Source organism: Streptomyces caelestis (assembly GCF_001279005.1).
Lineage (GTDB): Bacteria > Actinomycetota > Actinomycetes > Streptomycetales > Streptomycetaceae > Streptomyces > Streptomyces heliomycini.
The window spans coordinates 117,651-142,817 of sequence record NZ_LGCN01000040.1 but is presented as its reverse complement, the minus strand read 5'-3'; the positions used below and the strand labels follow the sequence as shown (position 1 = coordinate 142,817).

Annotated in this window: 19 protein-coding genes and 1 pseudogene; 7 read left to right on the top strand and 13 right to left on the bottom strand. The window is 72.4% G+C overall.

The features are described 5' to 3' along the window. Positions 1–37 precede the first annotated feature (37 nt). The 3 genes from ADK41_RS05000 to ADK41_RS04990 form a co-directional block, all read right to left on the bottom strand. A complete protein-coding gene (locus tag ADK41_RS05000; protein WP_030830670.1) occupies positions 38–1,651 on the bottom strand; it encodes a peptide ABC transporter substrate-binding protein in 1,614 nt (537 codons plus the stop codon). Between the two features lie 713 nt (positions 1,652–2,364). Next, positions 2,365–4,272, bottom strand: coding sequence for a translational GTPase TypA (gene typA, locus ADK41_RS04995; protein ID WP_030830667.1), 1,908 nt, complete (start codon positions 4,270–4,272; stop codon positions 2,365–2,367). A 303-nt stretch (positions 4,273–4,575) separates the two neighbouring features. Further along, positions 4,576–6,765 (bottom strand): ABC transporter family substrate-binding protein, encoded by a 2,190-nt coding sequence (locus ADK41_RS04990; protein WP_030830664.1) that lies wholly within the window; start codon positions 6,763–6,765, stop codon positions 4,576–4,578. A 290-nt stretch (positions 6,766–7,055) separates the two neighbouring features. On the opposite strand from ADK41_RS04990, the gene ADK41_RS04985 reads away from it, so the two are divergent. From ADK41_RS04985 to ADK41_RS04970, 4 genes are read left to right on the top strand one after another with little or no spacing between them, the layout of a single operon-like run. Continuing rightward, positions 7,056–7,349, top strand: a complete 294-nt coding sequence (locus tag ADK41_RS04985; RefSeq protein ID WP_030830661.1) for a hypothetical protein — start codon at positions 7,056–7,058, stop codon at positions 7,347–7,349. 44 nt (positions 7,350–7,393) lie between these two features. Then, on the top strand, positions 7,394–8,230 hold the full coding sequence (locus ADK41_RS04980; RefSeq protein WP_030830658.1) for a hypothetical protein: 837 nt from the start codon (positions 7,394–7,396) through the stop codon (positions 8,228–8,230). 16 nt (positions 8,231–8,246) lie between these two features. After that, the gene (locus tag ADK41_RS04975; RefSeq protein ID WP_030830655.1) at positions 8,247–10,181 is read left to right on the top strand and encodes a fumarate reductase/succinate dehydrogenase flavoprotein subunit; all 1,935 of its coding nucleotides are present in this window, start codon (positions 8,247–8,249) and stop codon (positions 10,179–10,181) included. Further along, positions 10,178–10,942: a succinate dehydrogenase/fumarate reductase iron-sulfur subunit gene (locus tag ADK41_RS04970; RefSeq protein WP_030830652.1), complete on the top strand. Its 765-nt coding sequence runs from the start codon at positions 10,178–10,180 to the stop codon at positions 10,940–10,942. The genes ADK41_RS04975 and ADK41_RS04970 overlap by 4 nt, the downstream gene beginning before the upstream one ends. Here ADK41_RS04970 and ADK41_RS04965 read toward each other — a convergent pair. The 8 genes from ADK41_RS04965 to ADK41_RS04930 form a co-directional block, all read right to left on the bottom strand. Beyond that, a complete protein-coding gene (locus ADK41_RS04965) occupies positions 10,929–12,200 on the bottom strand; it encodes a glycoside hydrolase family 18 protein (protein ID WP_030830650.1) in 1,272 nt (423 codons plus the stop codon). The two genes, ADK41_RS04970 and ADK41_RS04965, sit on opposite strands and share 14 nt — an antisense overlap. Positions 12,201–12,289: 89 nt before the next feature. Then, the gene (locus ADK41_RS04960) at positions 12,290–12,844 is read right to left on the bottom strand and encodes a GNAT family N-acetyltransferase (RefSeq protein WP_030830648.1); all 555 of its coding nucleotides are present in this window, start codon (positions 12,842–12,844) and stop codon (positions 12,290–12,292) included. Between the two features lie 32 nt (positions 12,845–12,876). Then, a complete protein-coding gene (locus tag ADK41_RS04955) occupies positions 12,877–15,528 on the bottom strand; it encodes a SpoIIE family protein phosphatase (RefSeq protein WP_030830645.1) in 2,652 nt (883 codons plus the stop codon). Positions 15,529–15,793: 265 nt separating this feature from the next. Beyond that, positions 15,794–16,219, bottom strand: coding sequence for an ATP-binding protein (locus ADK41_RS04950; RefSeq protein WP_030830641.1), 426 nt, complete (start codon positions 16,217–16,219; stop codon positions 15,794–15,796). A 163-nt stretch (positions 16,220–16,382) separates the two neighbouring features. Further along, positions 16,383–16,796 carry a (deoxy)nucleoside triphosphate pyrophosphohydrolase gene (locus ADK41_RS04945; protein WP_030830638.1) on the bottom strand — a complete coding sequence of 138 codons (414 nt, stop codon included), beginning with the start codon at positions 16,794–16,796 and terminating at the stop codon, positions 16,383–16,385. A 49-nt stretch (positions 16,797–16,845) separates the two neighbouring features. Further along, positions 16,846–17,034 carry an SPOR domain-containing protein gene (locus ADK41_RS04940; protein ID WP_030830635.1) on the bottom strand — a complete coding sequence of 63 codons (189 nt, stop codon included), beginning with the start codon at positions 17,032–17,034 and terminating at the stop codon, positions 16,846–16,848. Between the two features lie 442 nt (positions 17,035–17,476). Continuing rightward, on the bottom strand, positions 17,477–18,229 hold the full coding sequence (locus ADK41_RS04935) for a GntR family transcriptional regulator (RefSeq protein ID WP_030830632.1): 753 nt from the start codon (positions 18,227–18,229) through the stop codon (positions 17,477–17,479). A gap of 147 nt (positions 18,230–18,376) precedes the next feature. Continuing rightward, entirely contained in the window at positions 18,377–19,576 is a 1,200-nt protein-coding gene (locus tag ADK41_RS04930) for a DUF4190 domain-containing protein (protein ID WP_030830629.1), read from the bottom strand. 209 nt (positions 19,577–19,785) lie between these two features. Here ADK41_RS04930 and ADK41_RS04925 point away from each other — a divergent pair, with 209 nt between their 5' ends. The 3 genes and pseudogenes from ADK41_RS04925 (at position 19,786) to ADK41_RS04920 (ending at position 22,087) form a co-directional block, all read left to right on the top strand. Then, a complete protein-coding gene (locus ADK41_RS04925) occupies positions 19,786–21,072 on the top strand; it encodes a phosphatase PAP2 family protein (protein WP_030830626.1) in 1,287 nt (428 codons plus the stop codon). Continuing rightward, positions 21,042–21,478: pseudogene (locus ADK41_RS42795) on the top strand (ISAzo13-like element transposase-related protein); the annotation flags it as partial. The gene ADK41_RS04925 and the pseudogene ADK41_RS42795, both read left to right, overlap by 31 nt. A 111-nt stretch (positions 21,479–21,589) precedes the next feature. Next, positions 21,590–22,087, top strand: a complete 498-nt coding sequence (locus tag ADK41_RS04920; RefSeq protein ID WP_030830623.1) for a MarR family winged helix-turn-helix transcriptional regulator — start codon at positions 21,590–21,592, stop codon at positions 22,085–22,087. Between the two features lie 10 nt (positions 22,088–22,097). Here the strand turns inward: ADK41_RS04920 and ADK41_RS04915 are convergent, their stop codons facing one another. Both ADK41_RS04915 and ADK41_RS04910 read right to left on the bottom strand, forming a co-directional pair. Beyond that, complete coding sequence (locus ADK41_RS04915; protein WP_051843308.1) at positions 22,098–23,306, bottom strand: PP2C family protein-serine/threonine phosphatase; 1,209 nt, start codon at positions 23,304–23,306, stop codon at positions 22,098–22,100. Between the two features lie 32 nt (positions 23,307–23,338). Beyond that, positions 23,339–25,144, bottom strand: a complete 1,806-nt coding sequence (locus ADK41_RS04910) for a PP2C family protein-serine/threonine phosphatase (RefSeq protein WP_063756558.1) — start codon at positions 25,142–25,144, stop codon at positions 23,339–23,341. Positions 25,145–25,167 lie beyond the last annotated feature (23 nt).

The following is a 25,167-nucleotide window of genomic DNA, read 5'->3' as shown; positions in this document are numbered from 1 at the left end:
GGCTTACGGCCGAGTGGGAAGATCCCCGAGGATCCTCTTACTTGGTGGTGACGGCCCACACCTCGAGGTCACCGTGGAAGTCGACGTTGACGTTGTCGACGTTCTTACCGTGGCCGCCGTTGATGCGGTAGTACCAGAGCGGGATGGCCGGCATGTGCTCGACCAGCTTCTTCTCGACCTCCTGGAAGGCCTTCACCGACGCCTCGAGGGAATCGGCCTGGTCGGCCTCGTTCATCAACTTGTCGATCTCCTTGTTGGAGAAGCGACCGTTGTTGGCCTCGGCGGTGGTGTGGTAGAGCTCCTTCATGAAGTTTGCGTTGACCGGGTAGTCGGCGACCCAGCCACCGCGGTACATGCCCTTCACCTGGTCGTTGTCACGGGCCTCGAGGTCCGTGGCGAAGTCCGGCTTGGGGTCGCCGACGCAGTCGACGCCGGTGGCCTTGCGGATGGACTCGCAGACCGCGGTCACCCACTCCTTGTGCCCACCGTCGGTGTTGTACTGGACGGTGAACTTGTTGCCCGGAACGCCACCGCCCTCCTCGATGAGCTGCTTGGCCTTCTCCGGGTTGTACGTGAACACGTCGGTGTCCAGGTCCTGGTTGCCCTTGACGCCGGGCGGGGTGAAGGACTCGGCCGGCGTGCGGGTGTTGTTCAGGACCGTCTTGGTGATCGTCTCGCGGTCGATCGCCATCGACAGGCCCTGCAGGACCTTCGGGTCGATGTCCTTGAAGGTCTTGGAGTAGAACGCCGGGGTCAGCGTCTGGATGGCCGCGTACGGCTGCTCGATGGCGCCGTCGCCGAGGTCCTGCTTGTACTTCGGCAGGTCCGTCGGGCCGACCTGGCGGATCATGTCCAGGTTGCCGGAGACGACGTCCTTGTAGGCGGCCTCGAGCGTCGTGTAGGCCTTGAACTGGACGCCCTTGTTCTTCGCCTTGTTCGGGCCCTGGTACTCGTCCCAGGCCTTGACCTGGATGAGCTTCTTGTGGTCCCACTTCTCGAAGGTGTAGGGACCGTTGCCGACCGGCTTCTGGCCGAAGGCCTTCGGGTCGTCGTAGAAGACCTTGGGCAGCGGGGCCCACGTGGCGTAACCCAGCTTGTAGTTGAAGTACGGCATCGTGTACTTCAGCTCGATGGTGAAGGTGTGGTCGTCCAGGGCCTTCAGACCGGACATGGTCTCGGCCTTCGGGTCGCCCTTCTCCGGGTGGACGTCGTCGTAACCCTTGATGTCCTGGAACCAGAAGGAGTTCTGCTGGTTGTTCTTGATGTTGGCGTACCAGTTCCAGGCGTCGATGTACGACTTGGAGGTGACGTCCTCACCGTTGTGGAACTTCCAGCCCTTCTTGAGCTTGACCGTCCACGTCTTCGAGTCCTCGGTGGTGACCGACTCGGCGTTCGTGTAGACGATCTCGCCCTTGGAGTCGAAGTCCAGGAGCTGGGTGAACAGCGCCTGGATGACGTACGAGCCGTTGGACTCGTTGGTGTCGGCCGGGATCAGCGGCTTCTGCGGCTCACCGACGTCGATCGAGACATACCCCGCAGGGCCGGAACCCTTGCTCTTCCCCTCGTCACCGTCGCCGCCTCCACAGGCAGTGGCGGCCAGCGCGACGACTATCGCACCCGCGACCCACTTGGCGCTCTTGGCACCGCGCATGGGTTCCTCCTCATGAGTCCATTGGTTCACCGCAAAGAGGAGCACACGACATCTCACCGCCCACCGCCCGTCGCCGGTGTCGGAGATCGTCAGGTGCCCCCCGCGCTCGTGAGTCGGCGCTGTCAGCGCGTGACCCGTTCAGCCGAGCTCTACGCGCCTAACTATCTGCCATGCGCCACCGGCCGAACCACACCCCCGAGGTATCGGTTCGATCACAGCTGGGTCCTACATCTTCCAAAATCCGGACAAACCGTTTGGTGAAAGATCCCTGCGAAACGGACTTGTTACACATCTATCGGAGGTGACTGTCCGAATATCGGACGATCGCGCGGGGAAAACCGATTGCGCGTAACGTACCCGCCGTGCGGGCTGCGTTCCGGGGCTGCCGCGCGCTCAGCGCGCTTGGCCGGCAGGGCCGTTGGCCATGGACCGCGGGGCCCGGATCCGCCGGCCGCGGGACGCCGCTCCGAAAGCAGGCTAGTGCGATCCGGCCGTTCCAGCGGCACGCTCCGGCCAGATCAAGGGTTTTCCCTACGCCTGCCTTCTCCCGCTTTCCCTTTCCCTGCCGTGCCTTTGCACTCCCCTTGACTCCGGGTGCGCTCCCCTTGACTCCGGGCCGTTCACCGGCGGTGTTCCCCGCCTCGTACGCGAACGGCGCCGGACCCCCGTGTGCGGGTGTCCGGCGCCGTTCGTGAGGAGCGCTCCTACGACCGTCAGCCGTGCTTGGCGCGGCTCGCGGCGCGGGCGCGCTCGCGGGCGTCCAGGTTCACCTTGCGGATGCGCACGGCCTCCGGGGTGACCTCCACGCACTCGTCGTCGCGGCAGAACTCCAGGGACTGCTCCAGCGACAGCTTGCGCGGCGGGACGATCGCCTCGAACGAGTCGGCCGAGGACGACCGCATGTTGGTGAGCTTCTTCTCCTTGGTGATGTTGACGTCCATGTCGTCGGCGCGGGAGTTCTCGCCGACGATCATGCCCTCGTACACCTCGGTGCCCGGCTCCGTGAAGAGCACGCCGCGTTCCTGGAGGTTGGTCATCGCGAACGCGGTGACGGCACCGGAGCGGTCGGCGACCAGCGAGCCGTTGTTGCGGGTCGTCAGGGTGCCGAACCAGGGCTCGTGGCCCTCGTGGATGGAGTGGGCGATACCGGTGCCGCGGGTCTGGGTCAGGAACTCCGTCCGGAAACCGATCAGGCCGCGGGAGGGGACCACGAACTCCATGCGGACCCAGCCCGAGCCGTGGTTGGACATGTTGTCCATCCGGCCCTTGCGCACGCCCATCAGCTGCGTGACCGCGCCCATGTGCTCCTCGGGCACGTCGATCGTCATGCGCTCGACGGGCTCGTACGTCTTGCCGTCGACCTCCTTGGTGACGACCTGCGGCTTGCCGATGGTCAGCTCGAAGCCCTCGCGGCGCATCTGCTCGACCAGGATGGCCAGCGCCAGCTCACCGCGGCCCTGCACCTCCCAGGCGTCCGGACGCTCGGTGTCCAGGACGCGGAGCGAGACGTTGCCGATCAGCTCGCGGTCCAGGCGGTCCTTGACCTGGCGGGCGGTGACCTTGCGGTCCTTGACGACCGCCTTGTTGTCCGCGCCCTTGCCGGTGGCGCCGCGGCCGACCAGCGGCGAGGTGTTGGTGCCGATGGTCATGGAGATCGCCGGCTCGTCCACCGTGATCAGCGGCAGCGGGACCGGGTTCTCCGGGTCGGCCAGGGTCTCGCCGATCATGATCTCCGTGATGCCGGCGACCGCGCAGATGTCACCGGGGCCGGCCTTCTCGGCGGGCTTGCGGGTGAGCGCCTCGGTCATCATCAGCTCGGAGATGCGCACGTTGGAGACGGACCCGTCGCGCTTCATCCAGGCGACCGTCTGGCCCTTCTTCAGCTCGCCCTGGTGGACGCGGAGCAGGGCGATGCGGCCGAGGAAGTTGTCGGCGTCGAGGTTGGTGACGTGGGCCTGGAGCGGGGCGCCCTCGTCGTAGGTGGGGGCCGGGATGTGCTCCAGGATCGTGGAGAAGAACGGCTCCAGCGAGTCGGAGTCGCCCGGGACCGTGCCGTCCTCCGGCTTGGTCAGGGAGGCCACGCCGTCCCGGCCGCAGGCGTAGACGATCGGGAACTCGATCTGCTCCTCGTCGGCGTCCAGGTCGAGGAAGAGGTCGTAGGTCTCGTTGACGACCTCGTCGATGCGGGCGTCCGGACGGTCCGTCTTGTTGATGCAGAGGATGATCGGCAGCCGCTGCTGGAGCGCCTTGCGCAGCACGAAACGGGTCTGCGGCAGCGGGCCCTCGGAGGCGTCCACCAGCAGCACCACACCGTCGACCATCGACAGGCCGCGCTCGACCTCGCCGCCGAAGTCGGCGTGGCCGGGGGTGTCGATGATGTTGATCGTGATGGGCTCCCCGCCGTCCTTGGGGTGGTACTTCACCGCCGTGTTCTTGGCGAGGATCGTGATGCCCTTCTCACGCTCCAGGTCGTTCGAGTCCATCATGCGGTCGTCGACCTGGTCGAGCTGGTGCGCGGCGAAGGCGCCGGCCTGCTTGAGCATGCCGTCGACGATGGTGGTCTTGCCGTGGTCGACGTGGGCGACGATGGCGACGTTGCGGATGTCGTGGCGCGTGGCCATATAAGGCGTACTCCCGGAATACTGAGGAATGCCCCGCACGAGCGTCTGTGATGCGCGGGCCCTGCCGGGCTGAACACGCCTCGGCCTCACCCCATGGTACGGGTGTGTCGGCCCTGGAGTGGTCCCGAAGGCGTCGGCGCAGCTCAGAGGCCGGATCTCCGCCTCGGCCGCGGCGGATCCGGCCGGGCACGGCCGGCGGCGGCGCGGGCCGGGAGGCCGTCCTCGCCGGCGGCCCCGGAGCAGGGCGGGAAGCCGCCGCCGGTCCCCTCCCGGGTCCGTACCCGGCCCCCTCCCGGCTCCGCGCTACCCGGCGGACGGGGCGTCGGGCGACGGGCCCGCCGCCGGCTTCGCGCCCTTCTTCAGGAAGCCCATGTCCTCGTACACCGGCGTGCGGAACCCGAACGCGCCGGCGTTGGCCAGGTTCTTGCGGGCGGCGGTGAGCTGGGGGCGCTGGTAGAGGGGGATGGAACCGGCCGCCGCCCAGATGCGGGAGTCCGCCTTGCGGAGCAGGGCGCGGCGCTCGGAGTCGTCGAGCGTGGTGACGGCCTGGTCGAAGAGCTGGTCGACCTGGTCGGTGCCGACGCGGGTGTAGTTCTGCTCCACGTTCAGGGAGCCGTCCGCGGCCGGGGCCGGTTTGGCGTAGACGGGGCGGGCGTCGGTGGCGGGGTAGGCGGTCGCGGGCCAGGAGTACAGGGCGAGGTCGTACTCGCCGGACGCGATGTGGTCCTTGAAGTAGCTCTCGTCGTCGACCTCGGAGATCTTCGTGCCGATGCCGATCCGCTCCAGCATCGTCGCGATCCGGTCGGCCACGGTGCGCAGCGTGTCCGAGCCCGGTCCCGAGGGCAGGACGAAGCGGAGGGTGAGCGCCTTGCCGTCCTTGGCGACGCGGGCGCTCCCGGCCCGGGCCGGGGCGGCGGTGCCCCGGGGGGCGTAGGCGCCGGGGGCGCCGCCCCGCGTCAGCCGCCCGGCGCCGGTACCGGAGTCCCGCGGGGCCTTGTCGTCGTCCCCGCCGTCCCCGTTGCTCCCGTCGTCCTCTCCGACGATGTACGTGCCGTCGTCGCCGCCCTCGGAGTCGCTCCCGTCGTCCCCCTCCGAGCCGGCCGCCTCCTCCTCGTCGTCCTTCTTCTTCTCCTTCTTCACCGGCCCGCCCGGCTCCCAGCCGGCGTCCGCGAGCAGCGCCTGCGCCTCCTTGGCGTCCTGCTCGCCGAGGGCTCCGCTGCCGTCGGCGTAGGCGGCCTGGCCGGACAGCGCGAGGTGGCTGCCGAGGGGCTCGGCGGGCAGGCCGAGCGGTTCCAGGACCGCCTCGGCGATGGCCTCGCGGTCCAGCGCCCGGGCCACCGCGCGACGGACCCGCTCGTCGGCGAGGGGGCCGTCGGCGCCGTTGAGGGCGAGCTGGGTGTAGGCGGGCTCGAACGACTTGCGCACCTCGAAGCCGCCGAGGGCCTTCTGCCGGCGGGCGTGCTTCGCGGCCTTCTCGCGCAGCTTCTCGCGGGCGGAGATCTCCTCGTCGGCGGCCTCCTCGTCGGAGCCGTTGGCGACGGCCCAGGAGCGCAGCGCGTCCGCGGCGGACCGGTCCGCCGCGGGGCCCGCCAGAGGGCTGTCCCCGTTCCGCGGCAGCGCGGCGGCGGTGATGCGGCGGGCGGCGGCCGGGTCGATCTCGGCCAGGTCGACGGTGCCGGCGGTGAGCGCGGAGATCCGCTTGTCGTGGGGCACGGCCCGCAGCACGATCGTGGAGAGCTTCGCCGGGTCGCCCCACCAGCGCGCACTGCGGGCGAGGGTGACCTCGTCCTCCCCGGTGTCGACCTTCTTCACCGTGAAGGGCCCGGCGGTGACCTTGAGCTTCTTGCGGGCCCCGTCGTTGAAGGAGTCCGGGGCGCCCATGACCTGCTTCGGGTACAGCGGCGTGAACAGCGACTTCCAGTCGGCGTAGGGACGGCTGAAGGTGACCTTGACCTCGAGGTCGTTCCGGCCCCGCTCGACCTTCTCGATGTGGTCGTAGCCGGCGTTGCGGGCGGTCCAGTAGGCGGTGTCCTTCCCGGACAGGGCGCGCCACTGGGCGGCGAAGTCGGCGGCGCCGATCTCGCGGCCGTCGCTCCAGACGGCCTGCTGGTTGAGCCGGTAGAGGACCACCTGCCGGGGCTCGGTGTCGACGACCTCGGCGGACTCCAGGTAGTCGGGGTTGCGCACCGGCCGGCCCCGGCCGTCCGTCCGGTACAGCGACGGCAGGACGGCCTGGGCGATCCGGGTGGTGGTGGCGTCGGCGTCCGACTGGAAGGCGTTCAGGGTGTCCGGAACGGTGTCCACGGCCCAGCGCAGGGTGCCCCCGTCGGCGATCAGGGTCCGGTCGGCGCGCGCGACGTCCGCTCCCGCGAGGGGCTTGCCCGCCGGGTCGTCGGAGCCGCATCCGGCCAGCGCGGGCACCGCGAGCACGCCCGCCGTGAGGAAGGCGGCCGAGCGCAGAGCCGCGCGCGGGCCGACGCCGTCGTGGGACATCTCTGAGTACCTCCGGGAAGCCGCGGACGTTACGATCACTTTTGGTGGTATTTGGATCTCATCCGATGTATGCGGCCCACTGAAGAGGAAAGGGTTCGGCAACCCGGGGCGACACGGCGACCACGGACGGCAAGCCCACCCGTGCGGCGCAAAGCACCGCTCGGTGCACCCGTACGCCTCGGCCAATCGACGCACATCCCTTCACAGCGCAAGGTGTGACGCGCAACACTCTCAGGCGCATGAACGTTGCCGCCTTGGGCCAGAAGGACCCGTGGAAGTGAGGTCACGTCATGTCCGTGCACGAGGAACTGACATCCGTCCAGCGCTGCCTCGACGACCTGATCCGGTCGGTGGGGCGCCTGGAGAAGCAGCTGGGCAGCGGCGGCCTGGAGATGCGCCGCGTCCGCACCGACACCGATCACCTGCGCGAGAGCGTCGCGCTGCTGCGGGAGACGGCCGCCGTCCGCACGGCCCCGCAGAAACGCCCCGATCTCGTGACCATCTCCGACACTCCGTACGACCCCTCGCTGTGGGTGGACACGGACGACGAGGGTCTCGGCGCCCGCGACCGGCGCGCCCCCTGACCCCCGCCGACCGCGGCGCCCCCGACCCCCACCGGAGTGGACCAGTGGCCACTGGCACGGAACCTTCCGCCACACGACCCCGTCCGAGAAGCGGCGGTGTGCGCACCGGTACGCGTGCCGCGATCGCCGCCCCGCACCTGCGGACCGACCGCTGGTGGCTGGCCCCGGCCGCCACCGCGGCCGGGCTGCTCGCCTTCGTCGTCTACTCGACCTGGCGGGCCTTCGCGAACGCCGACTACTACGCGGCGCCGTACGTCTCGCCGTTCTACTCGCCCTGTCTCGCGGAGAACTGCGCGCCGATGCGGGCCGGGCCGAACTGGGAGCTGTTCGGCAGCTGGTGGGGCATCTCGCCGGCGATCATCATCCTGATCTTCCCGCTCGGTTTCCGGCTGACCTGCTACTACTACCGCAAGGCCTACTACCGGGGCTTCTGGGCGGCCCCGCCGGCCTGCGCGGTGGCCGAGCCGCACGGGAAGTACACCGGGGAGACCCGCTTCCCGCTGATCCTGCAGAACGTCCACCGGTACTTCTTCTACGCGGCGGTCCCGGTCGCCGGCATCCTGACCTACGACACCGTGCTCGCCTTCCGCGACGAGCACTACGCCTGGGGCCACATGGGGCTCGGCACCCTGGTGTTCCTGGTCAACATCGCGCTGATCTGGGCGTACACGATCTCCTGCCACTCCTGCCGGCACATCGTCGGCGGGAAGCTGAAGCACTTCTCGAAGCATCCGGTGCGCTACCGGATGTGGCGGGCGGTGGGCCGGCTGAACGCCCGGCACATGCAGCTCGCCTGGGCGTCGCTGCTGAGCGTGGCGCTCGCCGACCTCTACGTGTACCTCGTCGCGTCCGGTGTCCTCGACGATCCGCGCTTCTTCTAGCTGGGGGACTTGACTGATGTCCGTGGTCGACCGACAGGAGTGGGACGTCGTCGTGGTCGGGGCCGGCGGCGCCGGTCTGCGCGCCGCGATCGAGGCGCGCGAGCGGGGCGCCCGTACGGCGGTGATCTGCAAGTCGCTGTTCGGCAAGGCGCACACCGTGATGGCCGAGGGCGGCATCGCGGCGGCGATGGGCAACGCCAACGCCGGGGACGGCTGGCAGGTCCACTTCCGCGACACCCTGCGCGGCGGGAAGTTCCTCAACCAGTGGCGGATGGCCGAGCTGCACGCCCGGGAGGCGCCGCAGCGGGTGTGGGAGCTGGAGACCTGGGGCGCGCTGTTCGACCGGACGCAGGACGGCCGGATCTCGCAGCGCAACTTCGGCGGCCACGAGTACCCGCGCCTGGCGCATGTGGGCGACCGCACCGGCCTCGAGCTGATCCGCACCCTCCAGCAGAGGATCGTCGCGCTCCAGCAGGAGGACTTCCGGGAGACCGGGGACTACGAGTCCCGGCTGAAGGTCTTCCAGGAGTGCACGGTCACCCGGGTGCTGAAGGACGGCGAGAGGGTCTCCGGGGTCTTCGGGTACGAGCGGGAGTCCGGGCGCTTCTTCGTCCTGGAGGCGCCCGCCGTGGTGATCGCGACCGGCGGGATCGGCAAGTCGTTCAAGGTGACCTCGAACTCGTGGGAGTACACCGGTGACGGGCACGCGCTGGCGCTGCTGGCCGGGGCCCCGCTGCTGAACATGGAGTTCGTGCAGTTCCACCCGACCGGGATGGTCTGGCCGCCGTCGGTGAAGGGCATCCTCGTCACCGAGTCGGTGCGCGGGGACGGCGGGGTGCTGCGCGACTCCGAGGGCCGGCGGTTCATGTTCGACTACGTCCCGGACGTCTTCAAGGAGAAGTACGCCGAGACCGAGGAGGAGGCCGACCGCTGGTACGACGACCCGGACCACAACCGGCGCCCGCCCGAGCTGCTCCCCCGCGACGAGGTGGCCCGCGCGATCAACGCCGAGGTGAAGGCGGGCCGCGGCTCCCCGCACGGCGGGGTCTTCCTGGACGTGTCCACCCGGATGCCGGCCGAGGTGATCAAGCGGCGGCTGCCGTCGATGTACCACCAGTTCAAGGAGCTGGCGGACGTCGACATCACGGCGGAGGCGATGGAGGTCGGGCCGACCTGCCACTACGTGATGGGCGGCATCGCCGTCGACTCCGACTCGGCGGCGGCGCGCGGGGTGCCGGGGCTGTTCGCGGCCGGTGAGGTGGCCGGCGGGATGCACGGCTCCAACCGGCTCGGCGGGAACTCCCTGTCCGACCTGCTGGTCTTCGGACGCCGGGCGGGCCTGCACGCGGCCGAGTACGCGAGCGGGGCCGGGGCCGCGCGGCCCCGCGTGGACGACGCACAGGTCGACGCGGCCGCCGCGGAGGCCCTGCGCCCGTTCTCCGCGGAGGGCGGGGAGCCGGACGGGGGGCCGCCGGAGAACCCGTACACCCTGCACCAGGAACTCCAGCGGACCATGCACGACCTGGTCGGCATCATCCGCCGCGAGCACGAGATGGAGCAGGCTCTGGAGAAGCTCGCCGAGCTGCGCCTGCGGGCCCGCCGGGCCGGCGTCGAGGGGCACCGGCAGTTCAACCCGGGCTGGCACCTCGCCCTGGATCTGAGGAACATGCTGCTGGTCAGCGAGTGCGTGGCCCGGGCGGCGCTGGAGCGCACCGAGTCGCGCGGCGGGCACACCCGGGAGGACCACTCGGGGATGGAACGCTCCTGGCGCAACGTGAACCTGCTGTGCGCGCTCGCCGACCCCGTGGACGGTTTCGCGGCCACCGGTCCGGCACGCGGCCGGATCGCCCTGACCCGTGAGACCACCGAACCCATCCGCCCCGACCTGCTCGCCCTCTTCGAGAAGGAGGAGCTGGTCAAGTACCTGGCCGAAGAGGAGCTCTACGAGTGAGCAGCTACGAGGCCCGCTTCAAGGTGTGGCGCGGGGACGTCGAGGGCGGCGGTCTGGAGGACTTCGCGGTCGAGGTGAACGACGGCGAGGTGGTCCTCGACATCATCCACCGCCTCCAGGCCACCCAGGCCCCCGACCTCGCCGTGCGCTGGAACTGCAAGGCCGGCAAGTGCGGTTCGTGTTCGGCGGAGATCAACGGGCGTCCCCGGCTGCTGTGCATGACCCGCATGTCGGTGTTCGGGCGGGACGAGACGATCACCGTGACACCGCTGCGGGCCTTCCCGGTGATCCGCGACCTGGTGACCGACGTCGGCTTCAACTACGCCAAGGCCAGGGAGGTCCCGGCCTTCGTCCCGCCAAAGGGGGTCGGGCCGGGCGAGTACCGGATGACGCAGGAGGACGTGGACCGGTCCCAGGAGTTCCGCAAGTGCATCGAGTGCTTCCTGTGCCAGGACGTCTGCCACGTGGTCCGCGACCACGAGGAGAACAAGCCGGCGTTCGCCGGGCCCCGTTTCCTGATGCGGATCGCGGAACTCGACATGCACCCGCTGGACGCGGCCGGGGAGACCGGCCTGGACCGGGGGCGCGCGGCCCAGGACGACCACGGCCTCGGCTACTGCAACATCACCAAGTGCTGCACGGAGGTCTGCCCGGAGGGGATCAGGATCACGGACAACGCGCTGATCCCGCTGAAGGAACGGGCGGTGGACCGCACGTACGACCCGCTGGTGTGGCTGGGCTCGAAGATCAGGAGGCGTTAGGGCGCAGCCAGCCCTCCCGGTACTCCCGCCAGTTCGTCTCCGTCGCCGCGAAGTCGATGTACGGGGCGACGCCGAAGAGCTCGCGGTCGGGGTCCGTGCGGGAGAGGCCGAGGCGGGCGCCGCGGACGGCGGCGGCGACGGTCTCGGCGTGGCCCCAGTGGCTGGGGTTGCTCTCGTAGTAGAAGGGCAGGCCCATCAGCAGGTGGGTGGTGGGCGGGGTGACCTCCAGGGCGAGGGAGGTCTGCTGGGCCACGTAGCCGCCGTAGGTGCTCTCCAGCGGCCGCGCGGTGTCGTACGACATCACGGCGATCTGGTCGACGCGCCGGGCCACCTGGCCGAAGAACTCCTGCGACCACCACTTGGGGTTCTCGGCGAAGAGGCCGACGACGGAGTGGAGGGCCGGGAGCGGGTCGATCTGGTGGGCGGCCACGGACAGGTGCGCGTCCTCGGCGCGGGTGACGGCGCGCAGGTCGTCCAGGAGGGAGAGGTAGTCCCGGTCACCGGAGCGCAGGGGCTCCAGGTCGAGGTGGACGCCGTCGTAGCCGGTGTCCAGGACCTGACCGGCGCTGCGGACGACCTCCTCGCGGGTGGCGGCGTGGTCCAGGCGCAGGCCGTCGGGGCCGCCGTTGGCGAGGACGTCCCCGAGGAAGGCCTGGACCCGGACGCCCGGCAGTTCCCGGTGCACGGCGTCGATCAGCCAACGAGCACGCGGGTACGCGGACTTCGGCAGGGTCCCGTCGTGCTCCAGCGGTCCGGAGTGGACGTACAGGTCACGGATCCCGGTGTCCTCGAGGCGGCGGGCCAGCGCGGTGACGTCGGCGTCCTTCTTCCGCCCGTCGACCCAGGCGTGCCCGAGCCACATGGCGTCCCGGTCGCGGGTGTACGTGCCGTCCGCCGGGTCCCCCGTGTAGTTGACGCGCAGGGCGGTCTCGACGGCGAGAAGGGGGACGACCAGGAGGAGCGTGACCGCGAGGGCCGTGCGCCGGGCCCGGCGGACCCAGGGTCTGCGGCGTCTGCCGGCCTGCCCGTCGGGGGCCGTGGAGGAGCCGTCGCCTGCGCCCTCGACCGGCTCCCGCCGGGAAGCCGCGTCGGCCGGGACACCCGCTCCGGCCCGCCCCGGCGGGGAAGCCCCGCCGTCCGCGACCGCCGGCTCCGCGCGCCCGGACCCACCGACGCCCCCCGGCACGGCACCGGACGCCGACTCCGGGGACGGGTCGTGTGCCGCGGCCGCCGGTTCCTGCGGCTCGGTGCGTTCCATGCCGGCTCCTCTTCACCCGCCCGCTCCCGCAGGCAACCGCGTCGTCGATGTCGAGGGGAGGACGAGGGGAACGGGTGTTCCGGTTGCGATCATGCGGAAGAGGGCGCCTGCCGTGTGTGCCGGTGGCCGTCGAGGGGGAAGTCCGGCGGGGCGGCGGGGAGCAGGCCGGACAGCGTGAAGCCGCTCTTCTCGGCGACGCGGCAGGAGGCCGTGTTGTCGACCTGGTGCAGCAGGTCGAGGCGGGTCAGCCCCTCCCGGGCGAAGGCGGCGAAGGCCCAGTCGGCCACGGCGGCCAGGGCGCGCGGCGCCACTCCCCGGCCCCGCGCGTGGGCCGCCGTCCAGTAGCCGACCTCGGCCGGGGCGGCGGACGCGACCGGCCGTTTGAGCACGACGTGGCCCACCGGTCGGGCGTCGGACGCCTCCTCCACGGCGAAGGCGAGGCGTTCGCCGGTCTCCCAGCCGCGGTGCTGCTCGGCCACCCAGCGCGCCGCGCTCGGCTCGTCGTGCACGGGCGCGCCCGCCCAGCGGCGCATCGCCTCGTCCTCGTACAGCCCGGCCAGGACGGCCGCGTCCTCGGGCGCCCAGGGGCGCAGGGTGAGGGAGCCGGCCGTCAGCCGTACCGGGGTGGTCGGGGTGGTGTGCACGAGGCAAGCGTACGCACCGCTCCGACGGGCCGTCAGAACAGGCTCAGCAGGGCCTCCGCCGGGTCGGTGAGGACGGTGTCGGCACCGGGGAGGGGGAGTTCGAACCAGACCGTCTTGCCCCGGGGGGTGCGGCGGGAGCCCCAGGCCGCGCTGAGCAGACCGACCAGCTGGAGGCCCCGGCCGCCTTCGTCGGTGTCGCGGGCGCGGCGGCGGCGGGGCTGGACCAGACCCGCGTCCCAGACCTCGCAGACCAGGGTCCGGTCGAGCAGGAGACGGAGTCTGATCTCCCCCTCGCCGTACCGCAGGGCGTTGGTGACCAGCTCGCTGACCAGGAGCTCCGTGGTGTCGACCAGGGGCTCCAGGTCCCAGCCGGTCAGTCGCGCGCGGGCGTACTCGCGGGCGCGGCCCACGCTGCGGGGCTCGCGGGGCAGGGTCCAGTCGCCGACGGAGTCGGCGGGCAGTCCCTGGACGCGGGCCATCAGCAGGGCGATGTCGTCCTCGCCGTGGTGGGTGTCGAGGGTGTTGAGGACGTGGTCGCAGACGTCCTCCAGGTTCGGGGGGGAGTCGGCACGCCGTGCCGCCGTCGAGGGGTGGGACGGGTCCGTGAGCGCGCCCACGAAGGCCTGGAGCCCCTCGTCGAGGGGATGGTCGCGGCTTTCGACCAGTCCGTCCGTGTAGAGCGCGAGGAGGGCGCCTTCGGGCAGTTCGACCTCCACCTCCTCGAAGGGTTCGCCGCCGACGCCGAGCGGCATGCCGGGCGGTACGTCCAGCATCAGCGCGGGCTCGCCGGGTTCGACCAGGACGGGCGGCAGGTGGCCCGCGTTGGCGAAGGTGCAGCGCCTGGTCACCGAGTCGTAGACGGCGTAGACGCAGGTCGCCAGGTAGACCTCGGAGAGGTCGGCCTCGCGGGGGCGGCGGGCGGCGCGGGTGGCCTGCTGGACGCCTCCGGGGGCGCCGAGACCCCGGGCGATCTCGTCCAGTTGGGAGAGCACCTCGGCGGGCTCCAGGTCGAGCTGGGCCAGCGTCCTTACGGCGGTGCGCAGTTCGCCCATCGCGACGGCCGCGCGCAGACCGCGCCCCATGACGTCGCCGACGACCAGCGCGGTGCGGTGGCCGGGGAGTTCGATGACGTCGAACCAGTCGCCGCCGACCTCGCCGGTCCGGCCGGTGGCCGCGTTGCCGGGCAGGTAGCGGCAGGCGATGTCGAGGCCGGAGGCCTCCGGGTCACCGGGCGGGAGCAGGGAGCGCTGCAGTATCAACGCGCGTTCGTGCTCACGCCGGTAGAGGCGGGCGTTGTCGATGCAGACGGCGGCGCGTGCGGCCAGTTCGACCGCGAGGTCGCGGTCGCGGTCGCCGAACGGCTCGCTGCCCTTGGTGCGGGCGAACTGGGCGAGGCCCACCACGGTGTCGTGGGCGACCATCGGCACGGCGAGCGTGGACTGCACCAGGCCGCCGTCCCCGCCGGGGACGCTCTGCGGGCGGGCGGTGCGCAGGGCGTCCGCGCAGGGCGAGTTGAACGGGTAGTGGTGGACGGCGCCCAGCTTCACCGGATCACCGGTGCCGCCGAACGGCGCGTCGGAGACCGCGCTGGCGAAGGCGACGCGGCGCACCTCCGCGCTGCCGTCGGCGAGTCCCGGCGGGGTCTCGTCGCCGGCCAGCAGCCCCTGGTACAGGTCGACGGTGGCCAGGTCGCAGAAGCCGGGGACGACGACGTCGAGGAGTTCGCGCGCGGTGGTCTCCAGGTCGAGGGAGTTGCCGATCCGGGCGCCCGCCTCGTTGAGGAGGGCGAGATTGCGCCGCGCGGCGGCGGCCTCCCGGGCGGCGGCGCGACGGTCGGTGATGTCGGTTCCGAGCCAGGAGATGCCGATGGGCCGGCCGCTGCCGCTGTGCACGCGGTAGAGGTTGACGGACCAGTGGCGGCGCTCGTCGGAGCCCGGTACGTAGCCCGTGACGTGCATGTCCGTGATGGAGTCGCCGGTCTCCAGCACCCGGCGCAGGGTCGCGGCGACCCGCTCGGCCTCGCCGCGCGGCAGGTAGTCGTGCACGCTCTTGCCGCGGTGGTCGTCGGGGGCGCCGCCGAAGATGGAGGCGAACCGCTGGTTGGCGCGACGCACCCGCAGGTCGGGGTCGATCAGCAGGAAACCGAACGGGGATTGGCCGAATATGGCCTGCGAGGCGGCGAGGTCGGTCTCGATGCGGCGCAGGGTGCGGACGTCGACGACGATGCAGACGGCGGCCTTCTGCCCCTCCTCGGTCCGCGTCGGCATGACGTAGACCTCGGCGAGGCCCTCCCGATCGCGCCCGTCCGTCACCAGCGAGTCCGGCAGCCGGAAGGGCACCACTCCGGTCCACTCCCGGCCGTCGAGGATCTCGGCCATCTTGCGCTGGCCGCGCTCCCGGCGGACGGGCTCGACGAACGCCTCGATGGGGTCCATGCCGACGGCGCGCTCGGCGGGGATGCCGAAGATCTGCTCGGCGCGCAGGCTCCACTGGTCGACCAGCCCGTCCGGGCCGATGGAGAAGGAGGCGACCTTGATGTAGTCGTACATCGAGCCGGGCGGGCTGCTCTGCCACATCGCGTCGCCGGACGGAGCGTCGCCGGAGAAGAGGCCGTCGGCGGCCCCGCTTCTCGCGCCGCCCGACGGGTCCTCGGACTCCGTGGCCTTCGCTGGTATCTCGCTCACGCGAACCGTCCCCTCCAGCTCACCGCGTCCGGCACCGGTCACCGGGGGCGGCTGCCCGCAGTATCCAGCACTACGGTGCCGTACAACACGGTGTTCACGATCACAGCACGGTCCCGATGCTTTTCGGTCCGTGCCGTGAGAACACTTCCAGTCTTCTAACCAGCGGACACGTCGTCGAACCCCCTCTTCGGCAACCTCCGCGGCCTCGGACCGGTCACTCGGCGGAAGGGGCGGGCGCGCACACCCTGAACGGGCGTGCGATCCCTCATCTCGGCACCGCGAGTTCGAACCACACGGTCTTGCCGGCGGCGCCCGGCCGGCCGGCGGCGCCCGGCCGGGTGCCCCAGCGGCGGGAGGCGGAGGCCAGCAGCTGCAGCCCGCGTCCGCCCTCGTCCTCGGGCCGGGCGGCGCGCTCGCGCGGGGGCTCGGGGAGGGGGTCGGAGACCTCCACCAGGAGGACGCCGCCGAGGCCCGTGGGGCGTGTCAGGCGTACGCCGATGGGGCCGGTGGCGTACCGCAGGGCATTGGTGACCAGTTCGCTGACCAGCAGGGTCGCGAGGTCGCCGACGTCGTCGAGGTCCCAGAGGCGCAACTGGTCGCGGACGGCGCCGCGGGCGGCGCGCACGGTGCCCGGGTCTGCGGAGAAGGTCCACGCGGCGTGGTCGCCATCGGTGTCGATCACGCGGATCACCTCCCCGCCGAGGGAGTCGACCCATGTCCGTTTTCATGGGCTTAAGGGGCACATACCCGATATTCCGAACGGGGTACCGCGCCCGACGGCGCATCGTGGTACGAGCGGCGCGGGAAGGCGCTCACGCACCGTCACCCCCGCCTCCACGCGCCCGACCCGTGCCTCACACGCCTTCGCGGAGGCCGAGGTGGACGAGGGTCTCGCGGACCGCGGGCACGTCGTGGTCGAGCCAGTCGACGTCCCAGATCCGGTCGGGGGTGAGCCAGCGCAGCTCGTCGTGGTCCTCCAGGGGCCGGGGGGCGGCGGATCCGGGACGCAGGCGCGTGGTCCACACCCGCATCACGTACGGCGTCCGCAGCGGCCACTCCCCCGGGACGCGTTCCACGACCTCGGCGTCGACGCCGAGTTCCTCGCGCAGTTCCCGTACGACGGCCGCCTCGGGGGCCTCGCCCGGTTCGACCTTGCCGCCGGGCAGCTCCCAGCGTCCGGCCAGTTCGGCGGGTGCGCTCCGGCGGGCGGCGAGCAGCCGCCCCTCGTGCCACAGGGCCGCACCGACCACCACGATCCGCTCGCTCATGCGCCGGAGCCTACGGGAGGGGCGGGCGGGGGCTCGCCGACGGTCCGGGTCAGCCGGCGGACGTTCCGTTCTGGCCGATCCGCTCGACCCAGTAGAGCTGCTCGTGTCCGCGCCCGTCGAGGCTGTCCGCGATCTTCTCGGCCTCGGCGCGGGTCGCGTACCTGCCCACTCGGTAGCGATTGCCGTTGTCGTCCTGGCGCACGACGAGCCAGGGAAGAGTCACCGTGCCGTCGTTCATCGCTCCCCTCCGCTTCCCGCCCGCGGCCGGTGCCGCGTCCCGCCCGATAAGGAAACCCCAGTCCGCATATGCCCGAGCCTACGCCTTCACTTCACTGAGCGAATACGCCTTTTCACAAAGAGGCACGTAACCAGCCAGAACGCAGGGGGCGCACGGTGGTGGATGCGCCGTGCGGGGAGGTCGACGCGTCCGGTCAGCGGCATGGCGCCCGGTACGCCGCGCTCCGGGTACGACCTGGGAGAACGGCCAGATTGCTACGGCCCGGGGGCGACGGCGACACGGCCGGCGCGCCGGAGCGGAGGCGGGCCGGGGGCGCGGAAGGGCGCGCGGCGGATCGACGGAGGAGCGTGGCGATCGCCGCCGGGGAGCGGACGGGGAGGCGCGGGCGCGGGCCGCCGGAGACGACGGGGCGGGAGACCCGCCCCCCTCGCCGCCGGGTCCGCTACTTCACCGGGAGGTGGTAGGCGGCTCGGTAGCGGTCGGCGGGGATGACCACGTCGGCGGTCTCGACCGGCCGTCCCGAGGCGAAGTAGGTGCGCCGGATGACCAGGACGACGTGCCCGGGGACGCCGCCCAGCAGCACCAGTTCCTCGGCGAGGCCGGGGCGGGCGCCGACCTCCTCGGTGACGTTGTCCACGATCACGTCGATGGCGCGCATGCGCTCGACGACGCCCATGCCGCCGAGCGGCCCCTCCTCGGGCAGCATCACGGGGGTCCGGCCGGTGAGGGCGAGCGGCTCCCAGGAGGTGGAGAGCATCATCGGCTCACCGGCCTCCCGGAAGAGGTACCTGGTGCGCATCACGCGGTCGCCGGGTTCGATGCCGAGCCGCTCGGCGACGGCGCCGCAGGCCTCGGTCTGCTCACTGCTGGACTCCCAGGTGCCCCGGACACCCGCGTCGGCCTGCTCCTGACGGAACGGCGTGGCCCCGCGCTCCGGACGGAACCCCGAGCGGGCGATCCGCCGGGGCACCGGCTGCTCGCGCACGTACGTCCCCGAGCCGGAGCGGCCCTCGACGAGCCCCTCCGCCATGAGCACCTTGCGCGCCTCCAGCGCGACCGTGTCCGAGACGCCGTACTCCTCGCGGATCCTCGCCTGGGAGGGGAGCCGTGTGTGCGGCGGCAGCCGGCCGTCGACGATCTTCTTGCGGAGATCACCTGCGACACGCAGGTACGCCGGCTGTTCACCGAATGTCACGGGCCGCTCCCATCAGGTTGTACGGACAGCAACAGCGTGGCAACCGTAGGTTGTCCCGGGCAAGCGAAGGCCAGAGAATCACTCGATGTGATGACTTCTGCCGGGTGAGGGCTTTACGCAGGCACTTTCTCCCCGCTATGGCAGCCCTCACACCTTCATTCCGCCGCCGTCGGTGTCGCGTCCGGCCTCCCCGTCGTACTCGGGCGGCGCGGCGGCCAGGCCCAGGGCGTGGCGCGCGGTGACCGAAATGTAGGGGTCGGTCACGCCCCAGCCCGCGTCGGCGTGCTCGATGTACGTGTCCGCGTCGGCGGCGCCGGCGGCCTTCGCCCACTCCCCTCGCGCCTCCTCCAGGTCGGCGGCGAGGTCCCCCACCGGCCGTTCGGCGCCGGCGGGCCACTCGTGCCCCCGCAGCATCCGGACCTCCTCGGCGAGCGCGTCCGCGACCTTCGCCGCCCACTGCCTGTGTTCCGGCAGGTCGTCCTCGGGGAAGCCCGACCCGGGAGTCTCGTCCAGCACCGCGCCGAGGACGCGCTCGGCCTCCAGATAGGCCAGTTGGTGCGCGTCGAGCGTGGTCTCGTCCCGGCGCAGCGACCCGGTGAGGGTCTGCCGCGGGTCCCGGTCGCCGAAGACGCAGGTGATCTCGCGGTCGCCGAAGCGCCAGCTCTCGCGGGACGGGACGAGGTAGTAGACCTGCACGTGGCCGGGCAGCGCCCAGGGGTCCATGACGTAGGCGTCCTGGAGGTCGTGGCACCGCTCGTCGGCGGTGTCGGTGAGGCTGTCGTCGCCCGGGTGGCGGCCGTCGGGGAGGGTGACGACGGCGAAGACCTCACCGTCGTGCTCCCGCTCGCAGGGCACCCGGTCGGCGTCGGCGGTCCAGCCCTCCAGTCCGCCGGGCGAGTCGAAGCACTCGCCCTCGGCCAGGACGAGGACGCCGTTGCCGCGCATGCCCTCCTTGAGGCCCTCCCAGGCGTCGGCCAGGACGCCGGAGGCGAGGGCCGCCCCCCACAGCGCGAGCCCGAGCGACGACAGCACGGTTCCGGCGATCGCCATCCCCCGCCCCCGCTCCCCCCGCCGCTTGATCTGCCACAACGCGACCAGCCCCAGCACCAGCCCGACGGCCGGCACCAGGCACAGCACCCCGAACACCAGGGCGGCGACGGCGACACCGTTGACGACGGCCGGGGGCCTGGGCCCGTACGGCCCGTAGAGCCCGTACGGCGCGAAACCGGACGCGGCCCCGTGGGCGGACCGCGGCGGCGGATACGGGGCCTGGCCCTGGGAAGCGGGGCGCCGGCCCTGAGGGCCCTGAGGTTCCTGCGGGGGCCCGTGGGGCGGAGGTATGGACACGAGCCGCATCGTAGGCGCAGGTGGAGGGAGGTCGCGGTCCGAGCGGGGAGGCCCTGACGCACATCGGGCCCGCGGGGGGCCGTTAGCATGTGCGGACCCCCGACCATCAAACGATCACCCGATCTTCATACATAGACCTTCACGCATAGACCAGGAAGTTGAAAACAAAACCAAGCCGAATACCGGCGCGCGCACGTCGGCCGCGGGCGATCCTGTGGGCGGCCGCGGGTGTGGCGACCCTCGGATTCCTCGTGGCGCTGGAGTGCGTCGCGCGCGGCTACGGCCTGCCGGGGCCGATCACCCACCACGCGCGCGAGGTGGTCTTCGCCCCCGACTCGGGACCGCTGCTGTACGCCGGTCTCGCGTTGTCGATGGTGGTGCTCACCTGGCGGCAACGGCTCGTCGCGGCGGGCGCCGCGATCGGCATCGACGTCGCCTTCTTCCTGGTGCGGTGGGCGGCCGGCGCCGAGATGAACTTCGGCAACGGCGCGCTGTGGGTGGTCCTGGGCATCGCGGTCGTCGCCGTCACGCGCCGCACCGGGGCGGAACGCCTGCTGCTGCTGAAGGGCGCCGGTCTCGGCCTGCTCCTGGTGGCCGGCCACAAGACGGGCGACACCTGGCTGCTCATCACCTCGAAGACCCGCCCGACGGTGCTCGACCCGTACGTCGCGCTCGCCGATCACGCGCTGGGCGACCCGTCGTGGCTGGCCGGCCGGATCGTCGAGGCCACCGAGCCGATCGGCCCCTTCCTCCTCCACCTGGTCTACGGCCAGCTCCCGCTCGCGGCGGCGCTCGTCGGGCTGTACCAGCTGCGCCACGTGGCGGTGGAGCGCCGCTTCCCGGCCCACCACCTGGTGCGCACGTTCCTGGTCATCGGCCTGCTCGGGCCGGCCGTCTACATGGTCTTCCCGGTCGTCGGGCCGGTCTACGCCTACGGCGCCGACGGCGGGGCGTGGGCGGTGGGCCACCTGTGGCCGGACACCCTGCCGTCCATCGGCGCCCCGCAGCCGATCCCGTTCGACGGGATCACCCCGCGCAACTGCATGCCCAGCCTGCACACGGCGTGGGCCGTCACGCTCTTCGTCCACACCCGCAAGGGCTCACGCGCGATGCGCTGGGCGGGTACGTTCTGGCTGGTCGCCACCCTCTCGGCGACGCTGGGCTTCGGCTACCACTACGGCGTGGACCTGGTCGCCGGCGTGGTGTTCGCGCTCACGGTCGAGGCGGCGATGCGCTCGCTCGCGCACGGCTGGGACCGGTCGGCCACCTGGCTGGTCGCCCACGGCACGGTGGTCTTCACCGTGCTCCTGGTGGCGTACCGCCGGCTGCCGCAGGAGATGGCCGCGTACCCGTGGGCGTACGGGCCCCTCCTCCTCCTGGCGATGGCCTCGGTGGTCCACGGCTACCTGCGCACCACCGCGCGGTGGGGGACGACGGCCGCACCCGAGCCACACCGGGAACCGCAGCCCCCGCAACCGCGGCCGGAACCCGTCTGATCCGGGCCGTGGCCCGAGCGGGCGGGACGACGCTCCGCGAGGGGACGTCCGCCCCGGAGGCGGGCGAGCCCTGGGGGGCGGGTGCGGCGGCCGGGCGGTGGGCGCGAACGCGTCGCGCACCTCGATCCCGGACCGCGGTCCGCGCTGTCGACTCCGGTCGGGCCGGACGAACGCGGGGATCCGGTGCCGGCGTCGCGGTGGACGACCGAGTGGAGTCGGTCCGCCGCTGGTGGCGCGACCGGGGCCGGACCGCTCGTCCGCGGGCTTCCCGGCTGCCGATCACCGCCGATGCGGGCGGCCCCGACGGCTGTCGCACCCGGGCCCGGAAGCTCCGCCCCGCCCGCCCGGCCGCCGAATCGGGCACCGGCTCTTCCCGCACCTCACCATGAACCGGCGCGGTCGCCCGCCGGCTGTGCCGACGGCGTCGGGAACCGGCTTGCACCGCGCGTCTTCGGGTACAGCGAGGGGATGAGGATTATCTTCGCAGCGTCCGAAACATAATGAAAGCGATGTTTTGGTGACCTGTCTCGACGGCCCCGGCGACGACCCCGATGAGGGATCGGACGACGCCCCGGACGCCGTCGCGCTGGACATCGCCGACGCTGTGGAGAGTCTGACGAACCTGTGGTCGGTGGCCGCTCAGCAGGCGGCCCTGCGCCTGTCCACGCACCAGTTGCGGGCGCTGCTGGTCCTGGAGGCGGCCACGGAGCTGAACCTGACCTCGCTGGCCGAGCGACTGGGCACGGGCCTCCCCACGGCCAGTCGCCTCTGCGACCGGCTGGAGGCGGCGGGGATGCTGGAGCGTTCGCTGCATCCGGAGAAGCGCCGCGAGGTCCGGCTGAGCCTGACCACGCAGGGACGCCGCGTACTGGACGACGTCGCGGCCCGGCGGGCGCGGGCCCTGGCGGCCGTGCTGACCGGGATGGACCCGGCGGAGCGGTCGGCGCTGCGCCGCGTCATGAGGGCGTTCCTCGCCGCCCGGAGCGATGGGGAACACCCACCGGAGGCGCCGTGACCGGGCGGGTTCACCCCGCCCCGGACCCGTCGCCCGCCGCGGTGCCGGACCTGCCGGTCCAGTCGAGGCAGAGGACGGCGGCGTCGGCGGGGAGGTCCTTGCCGCCCGTGTGCTCCATCAGCCCGGCGACGACCGCGCGGGCCGTCTCGTGCGGCGGGGTCCGCCGGGTCGCGCCCAGGACCTGGCGCAGGGCCCGTTCCCCGAAGAGGTCTCCGGCCGCCGAGCTGGTGCCGTGCACCCCGGAGCTGATGCCGACCAGGCGGTCTCCGGGCTCCACCCGGAAGGTCTGCTCCTCGTACGGCGTCTCCTCGAACATCCCCAGGGGGAACTGCGCGGTCAGCTCGATCCGTTCGATCCCGGCGCCGCGCAGCCGGTAGATCTGGGGTGAGCCCGCGTCGACGGCGCTCACGATTCCCGTGTCCAGGTCGAAGCGCAGCAGCAGCGTCGAGGCGTACACCTTGCCGCCGTACTGGGCGTAGACGGCCTGGTCCGCGAGCGCGGCCTGGTCGGCGAGGCCGATGCCGGCCCGGCGGGCGTTGCGCAGGGCGCTGACGGTGAGGCCGGTGAGCAGGGAGGCGTCGATGCCCTGGCCCATGCCGTCGGTGAGGGTGACGGTGAGGTGGTCCGCGCCGGTGGACCAGTCGAAGTTGTCGCCGCCGATCGCGTAGGCGGGCTCCAGGTGGGCCCCGATGGTGTACTCGGGGCGGGCGCAGCCGCGCCCCGGCAGGAGCTGCCACTGCATCTCGGCCGCGAGGGTGAGGCGGCGGGTGCGGCGGGCCTGCAGGTAGAGGTCGGTGTCCCGGCCGGCCGTGGCGACCTCGTGCCCGAGTGCGGTGGCGAACTCACCGAGCCCGAGCACGGTGGCCGGATCCGCGGAGCCGGCGGGGACACGGACGGAGAGGACGCCGAGCCGGTCGCCCCGTACCGTCATGGGCAGGTGGATCAGCTCGGTGGCCGGGTCGCCGGTGATCTCGACCACCGGCTTCTGGGAGGTGAACGCGGTGCCGGCCGGACCGTCGTACGCGGAGACCGGCTCTCCGGTGTGCGGCAGGTGCGTGACCGGCTGGAGGAGCGTGAGGCCGTAGTCGGCCAGGAAGAGGGTGACCTCCCGGGCGCCGTACCCCTCGGACAGCAGTGCCCCGGCGGTGGCGGGCAGGGCGTGGGGTGGCGCCGCCCGCAGGCGGCTCTCCACGGACGACTGCTGTCCAGACACGTTCACGGCATCCGCCCTCTTCCCTCGGAATCTCCACGCTATCGCGGTGACGGGCGTTCACCGAAGGCGCGGGCGGGACGCGGCACCCCGGTGGGCCGGCCTCGGCGCCGGCCGTCGGCCGCCGGGGCGCCGCCTTGCGGCGGTACGCTGCGGCAGAGCAGGAGACAGACGTCGTCGTCCCGCTCGGACGCGTGGACGAGCGGCTCGACCAGCGACTCGGCGCACAGGTCCAGGTCCTCCAGGGCGGACTCGTCCAGCGCGGCCAGGGCCCGGCCGAGCAGCTCGATGCCGGTGTCGATGCCCCGGGAGCGCCGCTCCACCAGGCCGTCGGTGTAGAGCAGCAGGGTCGAGCCCGGTTCGAGACCGGTGGTGTGGTCCCGGTGCGTGAAGGGGACCGGGACGCCGAGCATGACCCCGGGTTTGCTGCCCAGCACCCGCACGGCGCCCCGGGGAGCCCGGACGACCCCCGGGGGGTGTCCGGCGGAGGCCCACGTCACCTGGGGGTCTCCCGGCCGGAAGCGCGCGATCGTCGCGGTGGCGTACAGGTCGGGCTGCTGGTGGCGCAGCATGCGGTGCAGACGCGTGAGGATCTCGGCGGGGCCGGCCCCGTCGACGGCGTACGCGCGCAGCGCGGTGCGCAACTGGCCCATGACCACGGCGGCGTGCAGCCCGTGCCCGGTGACGTCGCCGATGACCGTCAGCAGACTGCCGTCGGGTTGGAAGAAGGCGTCGTACCAGTCGCCGCCGATGTTGAGTCCCCGGGTGGCGGGCAGGTAGCGGGCGGCCAGGCGCAGGCCGTCGGCGGCGGGCAGGTCGGTGAGCTGGGCACGCTGGAGCGTCTCGGCGGTGTCCCGGTGCTGTTCGTAGCGGAGGGCGTTCTCCAGGGCGACGGCGATCCGGCGGGCGAGTTCGACCAGCATCACGCCGGTGTCCGCGTCGAAGCGGTCGCCGGGCGCCGTGAGGGTCAGCACGCCCAGGATCCGGCGCACCCCGAGGGGGATGCACAGCACGGGCCGGCCGGGGGAGAGCGCGGACGGCGGGAGGTCCTCGGTGCCGGGCAGTCCGCCGGGGTGGCGTCCGGCGTGCTGGGGACGGCCGGCGCGGGCGGCCGTGACCGCCGCGGCGGGGCGGGCGCCGCCGGTGGCCGCCTCGTTCCCGTCGAAGAGCCATACGTCGACCTGGCTCGCGTAGTCCGGGACGAGCCGGTCGGCCAGACGGCGCAGGATGTCCTCGTGGTCGAGGGATGCCGTCACGGCCGCGCTGACGTCGGTGAGGAACGTCAGCAGCCGCCGGGCCTTCTCCGCCTCGCCGCGCGTGGCCCGTTCGGCGTCGAGCAGACCGCGCTGGACGAGTGCGGCGGAGTCCAGCTCGGTGTGCAGGGCCAGCACGCCCTGGTTGGTCTGGTGCAGTTCCTCGCGGTGGAGGCGGAGGAGTTCCTCCACCTCGTCGAGCCGCCTCAGAACGGCCGCCGTCTCCTCGTCGGCGGCCAGGACGGCGTCGGTCGACGCGGGTTCGTCCGGGTCCGCCGGGTGGGCGAGGCTCCCGGGCACGGGGCCGGGGCAGGGGACGGCGAGCCGCCACGGGGAGGCCGGCCCGCCCGCCGGGAGGGGCCGCACCGTCGCCTGTATCCGCGCGGTCCCGTCCGGGCCGGGCGCTTCGACGGTGAGCGCGAGTTCCGCGCCGTCACCGTCGAGGCACCGGCGCAGCCGCTCCGTGAGCGCCGTGAGGAAGCGCGCCCGTTCGACCCCGGGGACTTCCAGGGCGGCCGTGAGGCGCGCGGCGGCCCTCCGGGCGCGGGCCGCGTCGGACGCCGTGGCGACCTCGCGGACGTCGGGCGGGATCACGACACCGCTCCGGCGGGGGCGCG